Consider the following 15,672-nt stretch of genomic DNA (forward strand, 5'->3'; position numbering starts at 1 on the left):
CCGTCAGCACGCGAAATCATAAAATTGAAATCAGCAGCAACTGCCCGGGTTGCGAGGCAGAGGGGCTGCGGTACGTTGGGAGAAACGTCCTATATGGAAACTCTTCCAGCGCCTTCGCGCAGTCAGCCGGCCAGTATTATTGGCTATTCAACCAATGGTGGCCGCAAGGGGTCGGCGGAAGTAAAGAAGAGACATCCCATGAATGTCGCCGAAGGCTGGTTCGCACAGACTGCGGACTCTATGACCCCGTGACCGTTGCCCTGCGGCTGGACTCGACTCAGCAGACAGCCGGGCACTGGGAACTTCTCCGTCACGGCAAAGAGCCGGCGACAAAAAAGGAATGAGCCGACGACGAAACCAAGGGAGGCAATCATGACTACGGTCATGACCGAAACCATCTACCAGGACATCCTGATCAGGGACAATTTCGCCGACACCGGCCAGATTCCCACCACTGGAACGATCTGCGCATCTCCGGACATCATCCCGTATGGCCGAGACGTCCTCGGCTTCGAGGAAATGCAGCAGGCGATGAACCGGGATCTCGGGAAAGCATTCCTCACCAGGGGGCAGCCGAACAACATATACATCAGAGCCAAGAACATCAAGCCCGAGCCGACCCACGGGACTGTGGAAATGTACTGGGCTCCGCCGTCCTTGCTCCTGGCGCCCTCGCAGTGGGGAGTCATCGAGGCACCGTCAGGAGGGCGCCTTCTGCCGCTAGTGAACGGTCAGCGGAACCAGACCATTCAGGCGCAGGAAGTCTGCGCCGCCAGTCAAGCCTTCGAGTGGATGGGCTCGGCCGCCGTGGACACCAACCATTACTGCCTGATCGCCAAGGTCAGTACGGATGATCACCACGATCCCATGCCGCGAAGCTTCGCGACGAATGTGGAATTCGCCAATTGGGTGGCGAACAACCCCTCCGTCGCTTGGCGCAATGTCGATCTGGTGCAGAAGAACACCAAGACCATCACTCGCCACTTGTTGATCGCCAACCTCGACCCGCAACCAGGGACCTTCAGGATCGAATTCGAGGGACGAGGCGTTCCCAACGGTGCTGCTCTGCGTTTCACCTGCAGCGACACGGCGGCTCCGGTGGACTGGGAGGGCTGGCTGCCAGGCCCCGACCGCCAGGGCTGGCAGAGGACCCGCACGGATGATTTCACCCTGCCCGGCGGCCTTCCCGACACAGGCACCACGTACACCCTCACCCAAGACGCCCTCCCCGAGACCGCGTATGTGAACGCCACTCTCTACAAGGTCCTTGACAATAACGCGACCGACCTCGAGAGAGACCTCGTCGAACAGATGCCGGCAGGATTCAGCTCCGCACCCGTCAAGAACCTGCTCAGACTGGGTAACTACGAAGTGCGAGTCACGAGCTGACCGCGTCTCGACTCCGCACGAGGGTCCGCTAGTGGCTTTGAATGCGTGATGTCGTGTGCTGACAGGTCCTGATCCCTGCGGTACGCCGTAGGTGTGAGGTGTCCGCAGGGTGGGGCCTGACCGCTAGGCAGCGTGAGTTCCGCGAGCACGTACGGCTGTCCGCGATCGACTTCTTCGAGGGGGGAGTTCCACCACCATGGATGTTCTCTTCATCACGAGCGTGGCGGCGGTCGTGGCCGACCCGCCGCTGAGCCGCAAGCTGTTCATCGAGACTCTCGGCCTGCCCCTGGAGGGCGAAGCCGACGGCTATTACTCCAGCGGGAACGTCGCCGGGAGCAAGCACTTCGGCTTGTGGCCGCTCTCGCAGGCGGCCGAGGCATGTTTCGGCACGCCCCAGTGGCCCTCCGATCGGGTGATTCCGCAAGCTTCGATCGAGTTCGAGGTGGCGGATGCGGAGGCCGTCTCAGCTGCCGGTGCCGAGCTCCAGCGGGCCGGCTTCGAGCTGGTGCACCAGGCCCGGACCGAGCCCTGGGGCCAGACCGTGGCCAGGCTGCTCACGGCAGACGGCTTGATCGTCGGGATCTCCTACGCTCCCTCCCTGCACGAGGCTCCGGACGATCAGCACCTTGAGTGAGTCTGGCGCGAGCTCCGTATCGCTGCGTCGAGCCAGATTGCAGCTCACGTCCACGCACCTCGTTTGCTGGCTACCTTGCTGGCGACACCGATGCCGGCGACCGCAGAGTGCATGGAGGTCCGTTCACAGCCGGAGGACGACCACGGCGGTGTCGTCGGTGGCGGATGGGAGAAGCTCGCCCAGCAGGCGGTCGGCCAGCCTCGCGGGACTGTCTCGCCGGTGCCGGGCCGCGGATTCGACCAGCCGGGCGAGGCCGACGTCGATGTCCTCGCCGCGGCGCTCGATCAGGCCGTCGGTGTAGAGCAGCAGAACGGCGTCTTCGGTGAACGTCACGGCCGACTGGTGTCTGGCGCGGTGCTCCGGGCTCGCCCCGAGCGGCGGGTCGGTCGCCGCATCGAGGAGGCGCACCGACCCGTCGGCGTCCACCAGGATCGCGGGTGGATGCCCGGCAGTGCTGTACACCAGCGTGTTGTCCTCCCAGTCGACGATGACACTGACGGCTGTGGCGTTCTCGCCGCCGGGGACGCTGCGCGCGTAGGTGTCGAGCACGTCCAGTGCCTGCGCCGGTCCCGCCGACACTCTTGAGGCCGCGCTGAGGGCGCTGCGCAACTGGCCCATGACGCCGGCGGCGGCGAGCCCGTGGCCTACGACGTCGCCTACGGACACCGCCACGCGATCGGCTGACAGGTCGATCAGGTCGTACCAGTCCCCACAGACGTTGAGCTGGTCCACGGCGGGTCGGTAGCGGACCGCGACCGGATGGTGCAGGCCCAGGTGGGGCGGCGGCAACATCGCTTCCTGCAGGGCGAGCGCGACCTGGCGTTCCCCGGCGTGGGCCAGCCGGAGATGTTCGTTGGCCTCCTGGAGCTCCCGGGCGCGGGTCTGCAGCTCCGCTTCGAGCACCGCCAGCCGGTCGCCTTCGGCGGCACGCGCTTGGACCAGCGCCGTGACCTCTTCCACCCGGTGCAGCACCAGCACGACCTTGCCGTCGGCATCCAAGACCGGGACATTGACCGGGCTCCAATATCGCTCGTCCCAGTGGCCTGGCCGCTCCGGAGATTCCACGTCGTAGCGCTGCACGGCCATCGTGTCGCGCTCGCCGGTGTCAAGAACCCGCTGGAGGGACGCGGCCAGGTTCCGGGTCCCGGTGGCGTTCGGATCGTCGGGGTTGTCCGGGAAGACGTCGAACAGGTAGCGGCCGATGACCTGCTCACGGGAACGACCGGCTGATCGCAGGTACTGTCGGTTGGCGTCCGCGTACCGCAGATCCGGGGTCAGGAGAGCCGTCATGCCGGGCAGGGCCTGGAACACGGCTTCGTAATCTATTCGCGCTGCACACACGCTCTACCGCCTGGAGCCAAACGTGCTGGTAGCTACCACGGTACTCACCAGCGCCTTCTCCTGCAGGCTGGCTGTGCGCTGTGAGAGCGGTGGACGTTTTCCGCGGCGCGTCGGGGTGGCCACTAGCACATCACCGGAAACATCCTTCACCGTTCTCTCTGACAGACCGCTGGCCCCAGCCACACGAGCAGCATCAGCGGTGGCCGGTGCTCGAACTCACCGACGTCTAAGGCGCAGGACCATGGCAAGGCTCTGAAATCTCAGCACGTCGAGGGGCCATATCGACAACCTCGGAAGCAACTCGCTCGCGTTCTACAATGCCTACGTGCGGGGCGGGCAGCCCTAAAAACCCTACGATAAAACGGTCAGGCGATTTCCGGCGCTGGTGAAGCCATGAATTGGGAGACGAGCATCTTGGGCCGCAACTGTCGTATACAGAAAGTTCAGTGGATGTGCTCGATCCGACTTGGTCCAACCTGATGATAATCACGGGTCGCCGATGGCGGACACAGCCCCTGGATCCCGTAAGGTCTTCCGATCGGAGCGACACTTCCGGCTGAAGTAGGTCGCCGGGTTCACCCATCGCACGATGCTGCTGACCAGCGAGCGGGACGCGCGTGCGGATGGGTGACCCGCGTGGAAATCTAGTGTGGTGCGCTACGCATAACCGGCGGCCGGAAGGGCAGGAGCAGATGCCGAAGGTCTCGGCGCGGGTGGCGTCCCTGGTGCGGTTCCGCGATGACCCGGTTGTCATCTGGACGATCCGCGCTACCGCTGCGGCGGTGGTGGCCTACGCCGTCGCGGTGCTTCTCACTTCCCAGCCCGCCCCGCTGACCGCTCCGCTGACGGCGCTGCTCGTCGTTCAAGTGACCCTGTACTCGACACTCACCACCGGCGTCCGGCGGGTCGTGTCGGTTGTGGCCGGGGTGCTGATCGCCGTCGGCTTCAGCGCCGTGGTCGGCCTGTCCTGGTGGAGCCTGGGCCTGATCATCCTGGCCGCGCTCACCGTCGGCCAGTTCATCCGGGTCGGCGAGTTCGTCGTCGAGGTCGCGATCAGCGCGATGCTCGTCCTGGGTGTCACCCAGTTGGCGTCCCAAGCGTGGGAGCGGGTGCTGGAGACGCTGATCGGCGCGGGAGTCGGTCTGCTGTTCAACGTCGTGCTCGCCCCGCCGGTCTGGGTGGACCCGGCCGCCGAGTCCATCGTCGGGCTGGCCCGCCGTACTCGGAGTCTGCTGCTGAGCATCGGCGAGGAGCTGGACACTCCGGTCGCCGTCGAGCACGCCGCGGACCGGCTGCACGAGGCCCGTCGACTCGACCATGCTGTTGCCGGCGTGGACGCCGCACTGCGCCAGGCCGAGGACAGCCTGCGCCTCAACCCGAGGATCAGCGAGGGCTTGCTCGTCCGCCTCGTGCTGCGGACCGGACTGGATACGCTGGAGATCTGCGTGGTCGTGGTCCGGGTCCTGGCCCGCTCGCTGACCGACCTGGCCAAGAGGCGCGAGGAAGGCGAGCCGCTGTTCCCCGCCGAGACCGCGACGGCGCTCCAGGAACTCCTGGCCGATGTCGGCGCGGCGATGGTCAGTTACGCAGTGCTGGTGACGTCCACGGTAAGCGGCAACGCCGAGCAAGCGGAGAACCGACTGGCGGCCGAGTTGTCGGCCGCGTGGGACCGCAGGGAACAAGTAGCCCAGATGCTCCTGGACAGCGTCCAACGAAACCCTCACGCCTGGCAGCTCCACGGTTCGCTGCTGGCTGAGATAGACCGCATCCTGGACGAGATGGACCTGGAGCACCGGTCCCAGCGGTTGATGGCGGAACTGGACCGTGCCGCGGCCGCCCGCCACGAGCGGGCGGCGCGACTCGCCGGACTCAGGCGGCTCGCGCGGGTGGGAGGGCAGCCTCGCCGCGAGGGCTGAACCGCTGGGCTCCGGCGACGCGACGCCGGCCCGGCGGGCTCGGTTCGGGGCGGGCCGGGATTCTTCACACGGGCGAGCGGGTCAGGCGCCGGTTGCGCACGACGGAGGAGGCGAGCGACGTGCCGATCACCCCCAGCCCGAGCAGGCCACTGAGCAGCTGTGGCAGCGAGCCGTATGCGGTCGCGAGCAGCAGCGTGCCGAGCAGGCCGATCGCGTAGTGCGCGCCGTGCTCCAGGTAGACGAAGTCGGTGAGCGTGCCGCGACGCACCAGGTGCACCGTCAGCGAGCGCACGGCCAGCGCGCCGATCCCGAGGCCGACGGCGATGACGAACAGGTTCGACGTGAACGCGAACGCGCCGATGACCCCGTCGAAAGAGAACGAGGCATCCATCAGCTCGAGGAAACAGAAGGCGAAGAACGCGTCCCGGCCTCGTAGCGGTGCCGGGGCCGCACTGCCTTTGCGATCCGCGCCGTCTGTGGGATCCGCGCCGTCCGCGCGGTCCACCCCGTCCTCGGCGCTTCCATGTTCTGCCAGCCCGCTCAGGCCGCTGATCAGCAAGTGCGCGATGATGCCGAGCAGCCCCGCGGCGAGCACCGAGTTGACCTGGCTCTCAGGGTGCTGACCGACGAGCGCGGTCGCCAGCAGCGCGCCGAGGGCGATGGCCGGGGCGAGCCGGTCGAGCCGGGAGATCCGGGCGGAGAGCCGTTCCAGCGGACGCAGCCAGGTCAAGTCACGCTCGGTGAACAGGAAGTCGAGGAACACCATCAGCAGGAACGCGCCGCCGAAGGCCGAGATCTCCGGGCGTGCCGAGGCCAGCCGCAGATCGTAGGCGTGCGGATCGGCCGTGGCGAGGTGGAGCACGCCGACGGGGGACAAGCGGGCCGAGATCGCCACGACGAGCAGCGGGAACAGCAGCCGCATGCCGACGACGGCGATCAACATGCCGACGGTGAGGAACAGACGCTGCCAGAACGCGCTGAGCCGGCGCAGCACCGTCGCGTTGACGACGGCGTTGTCGAAGGACAGCGACACCTCGACAGCCGCGAGCAGCAGGGCTCGTCCGACGGTGTCCATGGCCGTCATGAGGACTCCGGTTCGGCGCCCGCCTCGTCCAGGCCCGCCCGCCGGGCCAGCTGCGCAGTGTGACGGCGCAGCGCGAGCGTGCGCGAGGCCGCCTCGGCCATCGCCCGGTCGACGAAGCTGCCGTCAGCCAGCACGGCCGTGCCACCCTCCATGATGTCGGCGCTCCCGAGCGCGGAGAGCGTCGCCTCAGCGGACGCCACTTCCGCCGTGCTCGGCGTGAACGCCCTGATCACCGCGGGGATCTGCTTCGGGTGCAACACGGAGCGGCCGAGGAAGCCCGCGCGCCGCCCGGCGACGCAGGACTCGTACAGCCCCGCCTCGTCGTCCAGCCGCGGGTAGGCGGACAGGGCCGGCGAAGGCAGCCCGGCGGCGCGCGCCGCGACGACCAGCCGTGAGCGCGCCCACGCCAAGCCCTCGCCGGTGACACCCAGGTCCCCGGCCAGGTCGGCTTCACCGAGCGCGACGCCCGCGACCGCCGGGTGTGCGCCGGCGATCTCGTACGCCGCCTCCAGACCGCGGGCCGACTCGATCAGGCAGTACAGCGGGATCTGGTGTCCGAGCAGTTCGGCCACCCGCCGGATGTCCTCCGGCGACTCGACCTTCGGGACGCGCACCGCGGCCGGGCGGCTCTCGGGCCGGCGGGCCGCGAGCTCGCCGAGCGTGGCGGCGTCCCGCTTCCACCACGGCGACGACAGGCTGTTGATGCGCACATGGACCGCGGTGTCGGAGATCTCCCGGGTGCTGTCGGACAGCAGGCGCACCGCCTCCGCGCGGGCGGAGTCCTTCGCCGCCGCGGGTACGGCGTCCTCGAGGTCGAGGATCACCGCGTCCGCGCCGACGGTCAGGGCCTTGCCGAAGCGGTCGGGGCGGGTGGCCGGGAGGTAGAGCGCCACGATCGGCCCGAAGCCGGTGCCGTACGTGCCGGGCGTGGATGCCGAGTGCTCACGGTGCGCGGTGGCGGTCTCAGGATGTGCCGCGTGGTCAGTGCTCATGCGGCTCCCTCCGCGCGCAGCGCGGCGATGCGGGCCGCGTCCAGGCCGAGTTCGCCGAGCACGGCCTCGGTGTCGGCGCCGTGGGGCCGGCCCGCCCAGCGGATCGCGCCGGGCGAGCCGGAGAGCCGGAACATCAGGTTCTGCATGCGCAGCGGGCCGAGTTCCGGGTCGGGCACGGTCACCGTGGTCTCCAGCGCCTGATACTGCGGGTCGGCGAGGATGCCGCGGGCGTCGTAGACCGGCCCGATCGCCGCCTCGGCCCGTTCGAAGGCCTCCATCGTCTCCGCCAGCGAATGGGCCGCGATCCAGGCCGCGACCGGCGGATCCACTTCCGCGCGGTGTGCCGCTCGGCCGGCGCCCGAGGCGAACCAGGGCTCGTCGATCACCTCGGGCTTCCCGACGAGCCGCATCACCCGTTCGGCGATGTTCTGCGCGCTCGTGGAGACCGCGACCCAGGAGCCGTCCGCCGTGCGATACAGGTTGCGCGGGGAGTTGTTCGAGGTCTGGTTCCCGGTGCGCGGCTGGATGTAGCCGAGCTGGTCGTACGCCGTGATCTGCGGGCCCAGCAGGGCCAGCAGGGGCTCGATGATGGCCAGGTCGACGACCTGTCCGCGCCCTGTGACGCCGCGTGAGGCGAGCGCCAGCATGACCGCGTACGCGGTGGCCAGCCCGGCCACGCCGTCGGCCAAGCCGAAGGGAGGCAGCAGCGGCGGTCCGTCCGGCTCACCGGACAGGGCGGCGAAACCGCTCATCGCCTCGGCGACGGTGCCGAAGCCGGGCCGGCCGGCGTACGGTCCGGTCTGGCCGAAAGCCGTGACCCGGGCGAGGACCAGCCGCGGGTTGACCTCGGCGAGCCGGTCGGGGCCCAGGCCCCAGCGCTCCAGCGTGCCGGGGCGGAAGTTCTCGATGACGACGTCGGCTTGTTCGGCGAGCCTGAGCGCCATCTCGCGGCCGCCCGGCTTGGACAGGTCGAGGGTGACGGTGCGCTTGTTGCGCCCGATCGTCTTCCACCACAGCCCGATGCCGTCCTTGGCGATTCCGTGGCCGCGTGAGGGGTCCGGGCGCCGCGGGTGCTCGACCTTGACGACATCCGCGCCGAAGTCCCCGAGCCACGTCGCGGCCAGCGGCCCGGCGAAGAGGGTGGCGAGTTCGACGACGCGCAGCCCGGCCAGCGGGGGCGGGGCGGCGGAGGCGGGTCCGGATATCACGCGTGCTCCTTCCCGGGCCCCGGATCCGTGGCGAGGTCGACGGCGCACCGGAATCCGATGCGGGCGGACCGGGCGACGGGTGCGCCGCAAAGCAGGAGTTTCACAGCCTCCTGCGGATCGCGCTCACCACCGTCCACGTACCAGTCGGAGCCCTGGGCACGGAAAGCGCTGCCGCCCTTGAGCATGACGAACCGGGTGCGGCCGTCGCGGTGCTCACTCTCGGTCCAGTTCCACACCTTCGGCTCGCCGCGCCGCAGCAGCCCGGCCTCGGCGGCGGCCTGCCATTCGTGCTCGGTCGGCAGGCGCAGTCGCGCCCAGTCCGCGTAGGCACGTGCGTCGGTCAGGTCCACGTGCGTGACCGGCTCGTTCTCGGTGCCCGGTGTGGGACGTCCGTCAACCCAGTGCTCGAGGAAACGCTCGGGCCGCACGGGTGCGTATCGGCTCTCCATCAGGAAGCGCGCGTACTCGGCGTTGGTGACTTCGTACACTGCGACACCGCAGGGCGCCGGCGACTCTTCGCGGTGCCTCTCGGTGATCTCCTGATGCAGGCGCGGAGGCAGCGGCTTCCAGTCCTCGACGTAGGGCGCGCCTTCGTAAAAGCCTGTCTCGCGCAGCCGGTAGCGCACGGTGAGCTCCCGTGGGCCTGCAGGCAGCGCCGCGAAGTTCTCCGGAATCACCGCGGCGGGCGCATACGGCGGGGGCACCCGAACTGTCGGACGCGCCGGGAACGCCGTGTCCGTCGACAGTCGCTGCCCCGCCTGGCGGTCGAGGAAGGTCAGAAGGTCGTCGTCCACGGCGTCGGCCGGGAGCGCGACCACCGCGCCGAGGCCGCGTCCGGGCAGCGTGCCGTGGACCGCCCCCGACTCAGCGTCGAGCTCGGTGCCGCTGATCACGTCGAACCAGCGTCTGCCGGGGGCGATGTCGCGTGATTCGGGAACCAGCAGTGTGCCGGTGTACGGCTCCTCGGCGCGGTTGACCAGCGTCCACAGCGTCAGATCGCCGTCCGCGAAACGTGAGGCGAACACGGGCCCCGCGCCGCCGCCCACCGCTACCGCCGTGCCCTCCAGCGGGCTCCAGTCACCGCCGGTGAACGCCCCCTGATACCGCCGCAGCACCGGCGCGACGGTCTGCCAGACCGTGCGGTCGCGCTCGCTCCAGCCGACCCAGCTGCCGAACACCACGTCCCACACGAGCATGCCGGCGCCGTTGAGCCACGCGGTCTGCATCTCGTCGCTGTGGTCGCGGTTCCAGCGCCGGGTCTGGTGCATCTGGTGCCTCGGCTCGAACCAGCGTGCCCGGAGCACACCCGGGGTCGCGGAGTCGGCGAACCACTGTGCCCAGGAGAGATGGTGATCCGCTATGCGCGCCAGCGGCACCCGCGACTCGCCCTCCAGCGCCACACCAGGCCGGACCCGGTCGAGCACCGTCCGCATTCCCGCCGCGCCCTCCTTGAGCGTGTCGAGGAACACCCCGTCCGCGTCGTACTCCGAGACGAGCGCGGCGACGGCCTCGGCGTCCGGGAGATCCTCGCGCCGGGTCCCGGTGTCCCAGGGGTTGTAGTCGAGGAACACACGGACGCCACGAGCGTGGAACTCACCGATCAGCGCCTTGAGGTCGGGCACCTGGCGATAGAAGTCGAACTGGTTGCGCTCGTCAACGCCGATCACGGGATACGCGTGCCACAGCACGACCGCGTCGTAGCCGCCGTAGTCCCGTCTTCCCGCTTCCAGATACGCCTCCGGTGTGAAGGCGCCGAGCTCGTGGTCGTAGAGCGCATCGTCCCAGAGCCATACGACGGCCACCGTGTAGGCGCCCTGTGTCCAGGCGAACTCGGGACGGGCGTAGAGCGCGCCGTCGTAGCCGATGCGCGAGGCCGCGTCCCGGCGCCACGCGCGCAGCGCCTCCCGCCACGCGGGCCACCGTGCGGGATCGTCGGGCGCCGCGATGATCTTCGCCTCGTCCAGCGCGGCCCGGTCCGCGACCACCTCGACGGGTTCGTCGATCGGGCGCGGACGGTACGGGCCCCGCGGGTGGGTCGCGATCGGGGCGTGACTCTCGTTCATGCTCCGCGTTCCTCCGCGCCGTAAGCGGATGTGTACCGTGCCGCGACGCGGGCCGCGTCCGGGATCGACGAGCTCGCACCGAGCGTCTCGACCGTCAGCGACGCCGCCGCGCACGCCCGCCGCAGTACCGTCTCGACGGGCTCGCCCGCCGCCAGGCCGGCCGCCAGGACTCCGGCGAACGTGTCGCCCGCGGCCGTCGTGTCGATCGCCTCGGCCTTCGGCGCCGCGACGCGATGACTGACGCCGTCGCGCTCGGCATAGAGCACGCCACGCTCGCCCAATGTCATCGCCACACTCGGTACGAGCTCCAGCAGCCGTGCGCACAGCGCTTCCGGGGTGTCGTAGTACCCCATGACGACGGCAGCCTCGATCTCGTTGACCAGCAGCAGATCCGTGACGTCCAGCAACTCGGCGGGCAGCGGCACCGCCGGAGCGGCGTTCAGGACGGTCCGGGCGCCGGCGGCCCGCGCCACCGAGAAGGCCCGGGTCACCGCGTCGAGCGGGATCTCCAGCTGGGCGAGGACGACAGCGGCCTGCTTCAGGGCCACGACGTCGGCTTCGCCGGGCGCGTCCCACGTCGCGTTCGCACCAGGCACGACGACGATGCAGTTGTCTCCCGCCGCGTCGACGGTGATGAGTGCGGTGCCGGTCGGCGTGCCGGACGCCTGCCGCACCAGCGACGTGTCGATCCCGTCCGCCGACAGCTGCTCCCCGATGCGGCGACCGGGCTCGTCCGAGCCCACCGCGCCCAGGAACGTCACCCGGGCCGATCCGGAACGCGCGGCCGCGACAGCCTGGTTGGCCCCCTTCCCGCCGGGCACCGTGGTCAGGTGACCGCCGAGAACGGTCTCGCCGGGGCGGGGGAGGGCGGCGCAGTCGGCCACGAGGTCGATGTTGGCGCTGCCGACCACGGCGACCAGCGGCCGGGCGTCCGCACCGGTCACCGCCCGCGACGCCGCCGCCATGGGGTTCCCCGCGCTCGAGACCGCCGATGTACGCGCAGCCAGATCGGAGAAGCGCAGCTCGCCCATGCCCGGCAAGCTCGTGCTCAGCCGGTCCTTCAGCGGCGCGATCCATCGCTCGGGCAACGCACGTGCGCCCAGGAGCGTGCCGAGCACCGACCCGACGGTGGCGCCGTTCGAGTCGGTGTCCCAGCCTCCGGCGACCACCGTGCAGATCCCCGTCTGGTAGTCGCCGCCGGACGCGGCGAGGGCGAGCGTGGTCAGGGCGGCGTTGTTGAGCACATGCACCCAGTGCAGGTCGCCGTACGCATCGTAGAGTTCGTCGACGGCCGCCTCGAGGTCGCCCGCATGCTCGGCGGCCAGATCGCGGGAGAAGCGCACCGCGTGCGCGAAGCGGCTGTCCGCGGGCACCACGCTCAGGCCCGCGTCCAACACCGTCTCCACGTCCTCGGCGACGCAGGCCGCTGAGACGAGCGCTGCCGCGTACATCGCGCCGTAGATCCCGTTGCGGGTGTGGCTGATCCGCGCGTCGCGCCAGGCCAGCGCCGCGGCACCGCGCGGGTCGCCGGGCCGCGCCCAGCCGTACACGTCGCCGCGGATCTGGGCGCCGATCCACTCCCGGAACGGGTTGCGGTACGTCGCGGATTCCGGCGGCGAGTAGCCGTCCAGCAGGTTGCGGTACGCGGCGCGCTCCGCGGTGAACACGCGTCCACCGGGCAGATGGGTGAGCCACAGCTGTGCGACGTCGTCCTCGGTGAACGCCTCGCCGTGCCGCTCCAGCAAGAGCAGTCCGAGAAGCGGGTAGTTGAGGTCGTCGTCCTCGGGCATGCCGTCGATGTTCTCGACCAGGCTCGTGCCGCGGCTCGCCTTGTTCCACGGCCAGCGCTCCGACACCTCGGCCGGCAGTCCGCGCGCGGTGAAGTAGTCGGCCAGCGGCCAACGGCCGGTCGCCTCCAGGATCTCCCGGATCCCGGCGCGCGGGATCTTCTCCACCGGCTTGCCGAGCAGACAGCCCGCCGCCCGCCCGCGCCATCCGCCCAGCAGCCGATCGCTGATGTCCGGCGCGCCGCCGCCTCCCGCCGCGCCGCCCGCGTGCGATACGGCGGTCGCGTGCGGCCCGGCGATTGCGTGCGGCCCGGCGGTCGCGGCGGGCGATCGCAGCTCGGGGACCGGGCGAGCCGCGCTGAGGATCTCCGCGAGCCCGTCCGGCTCGGCCGCGGCGAGCTTCGCGTCGACCGGCGACGCGGCCAGTACGTCGAGCAGCTCGCGGGCCAGCGCGCGCAACTCCCGCGAGGCGGGCGGCTGCGAGGCGCCGCCGTGCGGCGCCGTCACCACACCGCCGGCCGCGGTCCAGCGGGCGGCGACGGCCGCGACCTCGCGGCCCTCGTCCGCCGACTGGCGCAACTCGTGCGCCAGCAGGTCCTCGGGCTGGGCCCAGGTGACCCTCATCGTCGTCCTCCTTCCCGCATCCCGCCGCGGCGGGATGAAACCGGTGTGGTGCGCGGACCGTGCCGCTACGCCTCGGCGGCGACGGCGGCGAAGGCCTCCGCCGCCTCCGTCCGGCGGCGCTGGTCGGCGGCGTGGATCTCGCGCGCCACCGCCGCCATCGTCAGGCCGCTGGCCGCCAGGTCCAGGCGGCTCGCCGTGCCGACGGCCTCGCGCCACTCGGCCGGTACGGCGTCCACGCCGTGCAGCGCGCCGGACAGAGCGCCCGCCATCGTCGCGATCGAGTCCGAGTCGCGGCCGTAGTTCACGCCGCCGAGCACCGCGTCGGTGTAGTCGCCGCCGGCGAGCACCAGCATGCCCAGCGCCAGCGGCAGCTCCTCGATGGCGTGCAGCCGGCTGGGCCGGCGCGCGCCGAGGCCGGGGTTCCGGTATTCCGGGCCGACCGTGTCGAACGGCTCCATCGCCGCGCGCAGCGGAGCGGATGCGTCGTCGCAGGGCACACCGGCCGTGGCGAGTTTCGCCGCGCGCTCGCAGACCGCCTCGATCGCGGCCCTGGTGCCGTCGTGCGCCAGGGCCAGTGCCGTGTCGACGAGCCCTGTCACCGTGGCCCCGGGGCGGAACGCGGCGGCGACCGCCGCCGCGAACACGCCCGCGGCCTCCCGGCCGTAGCTCGACTGGTGCGCCCCGGCGACTTCGATCGCCTCGGCGTACGCGGCGGCCGGGTTCGCCGCGTTGGCGACGCCGATCGGCGCGCAGTACATCGCGGCGCCGCAGTTGACCACGTTCCCGACGCCCGCCTCGCGAGGGTCGACGTGCCCGTAGTGCAGCCGCGTCACCAGCCACTTCTCGGCGAGGAAGAGCCGGATCAGCGGCACCGTCTCGCGTTCGAGTTCGGGGATCCACACCACCTCGCCGTTGATCAGCGGCACGAGCCGCTCGGCCACGTCGTACGCGTCGAGATGGTCGCGTTTGTCGGCGTACACCCGCACCAGCAGGTTCGTCATCAGGGTGTCGTCGGTGACGTGTCCGTCGCCCTTGTGGTACGGCGAGGCCGGGCGGGCGGTGCGCCAGTCCGGCAGGAAGGGGCCGACGATCCCGCGGACCGGGCCGCCGTGCCGCTCCCGGATCTGCGCGGGGCTCCAGCCCTCGGTGGCGCCGCCGAGGGCGTCGCCGACGGCCGCGCCGGCGAGCGCGCCGACCGCCTTGCGTTCGAGTGCGTCCATGCTGTGGTGTGCCTCCCGTGGGGCCCGGCCTGCTCCGGGCCCCGGTTGGTGGGTCGTTCGTCGGCGCGGGCGGGCTCAGTTGCCGGCGGCGCCGACCTGGTTCCAGCCGTCGGTCAGCTTCTGACCGAGCTGCTCGAGCGTGATCGATCCCGCGAGGTAGCCCTGGAAGGCCGGCGTGGCGATCTGCGACTTCCACCGCGGGTAGTTCGACAGCTGCGATGTCGGCGAGTTGACCAGGTACTTCACCGAGTCCGAGACGGCCTCCCAGCCGTCCTGGCCCTTGGTGTCGGCGAGCAGCCGCTGCTGCGCGGCGGTGCTGGAGGGAGCCAGCCAGTCGCCTTGCGCGAGCGCGGACAGGTGCTCGGCGTTCAGGAAGTAGTCGAGGAACTGCATGGCCTGCTGCGGGTGCTGGCTCTGCCGCGCGATCGAGTACGTCTGAGGGTCGGCCATCTGGTTCTGCGTGTCGCCCTTGAGCAGCGGCAGCATGGTCCACTGGAAGTCGCCGGTCTTGTCCTTCAGGATCTGCTGGGACAGGTAGTTGCCGCCGACGATCATCGCGTACTTGCCGCCGAGGAAGCCGGGCAGCACGTCGGAACCGGCCTCGGTGACGGTGGTCGGCGCGATCGACTTGTCCTGGAAGATCATGTCGTGGATGGTCTTCGGGACCTGCTGCTCGGCGGCGGTGAACCGCATCGTGGTCTTGCCGTTGTCCGAGTAGAAGAACTTGCCGCCGTAGTTGAGCGACATGCTGACGACGGTGGAGACGGGGGACTTCAGGCCCCAGCCGACGCCGAACACGCCGTTCGTCGTGGCCTGCTTCGCGGCGGCCTGGAACTGCTGCCAGGTCCACGGGTTCGAGGTGGTCGGCAGGGTGATGCCGTCCTGCTTGAGCAGCGCGGTGTTGGCGAAGACCGTGTAGGACTGAAGCAGCGACGGGACGCCGTAGACACTGCCGTTGACGGTGGCCGAATCCCACACGCCCTGCGGGATGCCGCTCTTGAGGTCGGCGGGCAGCAGGCCGTCGAGCTTGGCGAGGTAGCCCTGCTGCGCGAAGCCGGCGATGTCGGCCGCCTCGTCGTGGATGATGTCGGGCGCGGTGTGGCTGGAGAACTGGGTGACCAGCTTGTCGTGCACCGAGTTGGCGTCCACGGGGATGTACTGCACCTGGACGTCGGGGTGCGAGGCGTTCCAGTCCGCGACGATCTTCTTGTTCGCCGCCACCGTGGGCTCCTGCCAGGCGTAGCTGGAGAAGGTCAAGGTGATCTTGCCGCCGCCCGGGGAGCCGGACGAGCCCGAGGAACTGCTGCTGCAGCCGGCGAGTGCCGTGGCCGCGAGCGCGGCGGCGGTGATGCCGGCGGTGAGGCGGTGCTTCATCGTGTGTCCTTCGGGGGTGAGGGAGGGAAACCAGACAGCC

Annotated in this window: 11 protein-coding genes and 1 pseudogene; 3 read left to right on the forward strand and 9 right to left on the reverse strand. The window is 70.3% G+C overall.

Features of this window, described 5'->3' with window-relative positions:
* Window positions 1–372: 372 nt before the first annotated feature.
* Window positions 373–1,389 (forward strand): hypothetical protein, encoded by a 1,017-nt coding sequence (locus ABD466_RS05210; RefSeq protein ID WP_344655775.1) that lies wholly within the window; start codon window positions 373–375, stop codon window positions 1,387–1,389.
* 196 nt (window positions 1,390–1,585) lie between these two features.
* The gene (locus tag ABD466_RS05215; protein ID WP_344655776.1) at window positions 1,586–2,023 is read left to right on the forward strand and encodes a VOC family protein; all 438 of its coding nucleotides are present in this window, start codon (window positions 1,586–1,588) and stop codon (window positions 2,021–2,023) included.
* Window positions 2,024–2,146: 123 nt separating this feature from the next.
* Here ABD466_RS05215 and ABD466_RS05220 read toward each other — a convergent pair whose 3' ends face one another.
* A complete protein-coding gene (locus ABD466_RS05220) occupies window positions 2,147–3,364 on the reverse strand; it encodes a PP2C family protein-serine/threonine phosphatase (RefSeq protein WP_344655777.1) in 1,218 nt (405 codons plus the stop codon).
* Window positions 3,365–4,056: 692 nt separating this feature from the next.
* Between ABD466_RS05220 and ABD466_RS05225 the strand changes: the two genes are divergently transcribed.
* Window positions 4,057–5,280 (forward strand): FUSC family protein, encoded by a 1,224-nt coding sequence (locus ABD466_RS05225; protein WP_344655778.1) that lies wholly within the window; start codon window positions 4,057–4,059, stop codon window positions 5,278–5,280.
* A gap of 64 nt (window positions 5,281–5,344) precedes the next feature.
* Here ABD466_RS05225 and ABD466_RS05230 read toward each other — a convergent pair whose 3' ends face one another.
* The 8 genes and pseudogenes from ABD466_RS05230 to ABD466_RS05260 form a co-directional block, all read right to left on the reverse strand.
* A complete protein-coding gene (locus ABD466_RS05230) occupies window positions 5,345–6,364 on the reverse strand; it encodes a DUF475 domain-containing protein (RefSeq protein WP_344655779.1) in 1,020 nt (339 codons plus the stop codon).
* Complete coding sequence (locus ABD466_RS05235) at window positions 6,361–7,356, reverse strand: HpcH/HpaI aldolase/citrate lyase family protein (protein ID WP_344655780.1); 996 nt, start codon at window positions 7,354–7,356, stop codon at window positions 6,361–6,363. The genes ABD466_RS05230 and ABD466_RS05235 overlap by 4 nt, the downstream gene beginning before the upstream one ends.
* Window positions 7,353–8,564: a CaiB/BaiF CoA transferase family protein gene (locus ABD466_RS05240; RefSeq protein WP_344655781.1), complete on the reverse strand. Its 1,212-nt coding sequence runs from the start codon at window positions 8,562–8,564 to the stop codon at window positions 7,353–7,355. Before ABD466_RS05240 ends, ABD466_RS05235 begins: the two co-directional genes overlap by 4 nt.
* A complete protein-coding gene (locus ABD466_RS05245) occupies window positions 8,561–10,627 on the reverse strand; it encodes a formylglycine-generating enzyme family protein (protein WP_344655782.1) in 2,067 nt (688 codons plus the stop codon). The genes ABD466_RS05240 and ABD466_RS05245 overlap by 4 nt, the downstream gene beginning before the upstream one ends.
* Complete coding sequence (locus ABD466_RS44365; protein WP_425558552.1) at window positions 10,624–11,592, reverse strand: ribokinase; 969 nt, start codon at window positions 11,590–11,592, stop codon at window positions 10,624–10,626. Before ABD466_RS44365 ends, ABD466_RS05245 begins: the two co-directional genes overlap by 4 nt.
* A gap of 12 nt (window positions 11,593–11,604) precedes the next feature.
* A pseudogene (locus tag ABD466_RS44370) lies at window positions 11,605–13,038 on the reverse strand (ADP-ribosylglycohydrolase family protein); the annotation flags it as partial.
* Between the two features lie 65 nt (window positions 13,039–13,103).
* Window positions 13,104–14,258: an ADP-ribosylglycohydrolase family protein gene (locus ABD466_RS05255; RefSeq protein ID WP_344655784.1), complete on the reverse strand. Its 1,155-nt coding sequence runs from the start codon at window positions 14,256–14,258 to the stop codon at window positions 13,104–13,106.
* 75 nt (window positions 14,259–14,333) lie between these two features.
* On the reverse strand, window positions 14,334–15,632 hold the full coding sequence (locus ABD466_RS05260; RefSeq protein ID WP_344655785.1) for an extracellular solute-binding protein: 1,299 nt from the start codon (window positions 15,630–15,632) through the stop codon (window positions 14,334–14,336).
* Between the last annotated feature and the right edge of the window lie 40 nt (window positions 15,633–15,672).

The sequence above is a fragment of the Catenulispora subtropica genome (genome assembly GCF_039531675.1).
GTDB lineage: Bacteria > Actinomycetota > Actinomycetes > Streptomycetales > Catenulisporaceae > Catenulispora > Catenulispora subtropica.

What these genes read in the sequence shown, in the direction of transcription:
- ABD466_RS05210 (WP_344655775.1), top strand. Translation starts at nt 373, where the DNA reads ATGACTACGGTCATGACCGAAACCATCTACCAGGACATCCTGATCAGG.
- ABD466_RS05215 (WP_344655776.1), top strand. Translation starts at nt 1,586, where the DNA reads ATGGATGTTCTCTTCATCACGAGCGTGGCGGCGGTCGTGGCCGACCCG.
- ABD466_RS05225 (WP_344655778.1), top strand. Translation starts at nt 4,057, where the DNA reads ATGCCGAAGGTCTCGGCGCGGGTGGCGTCCCTGGTGCGGTTCCGCGAT.
- ABD466_RS05230 (WP_344655779.1), bottom strand. Translation starts at nt 6,364, where the DNA reads ATGACGGCCATGGACACCGTCGGACGAGCCCTGCTGCTCGCGGCTGTC.
- ABD466_RS05235 (WP_344655780.1), bottom strand. Translation starts at nt 7,356, where the DNA reads ATGAGCACTGACCACGCGGCACATCCTGAGACCGCCACCGCGCACCGT.
- ABD466_RS05245 (WP_344655782.1), bottom strand. Translation starts at nt 10,627, where the DNA reads ATGAACGAGAGTCACGCCCCGATCGCGACCCACCCGCGGGGCCCGTAC.
- ABD466_RS44365 (WP_425558552.1), bottom strand. Translation starts at nt 11,592, where the DNA reads ATGGCGGCGGCGTCGCGGGCGGTGACCGGTGCGGACGCCCGGCCGCTG.
- ABD466_RS05255 (WP_344655784.1), bottom strand. Translation starts at nt 14,258, where the DNA reads ATGGACGCACTCGAACGCAAGGCGGTCGGCGCGCTCGCCGGCGCGGCC.
- ABD466_RS05260 (WP_344655785.1), bottom strand. Translation starts at nt 15,632, where the DNA reads ATGAAGCACCGCCTCACCGCCGGCATCACCGCCGCCGCGCTCGCGGCC.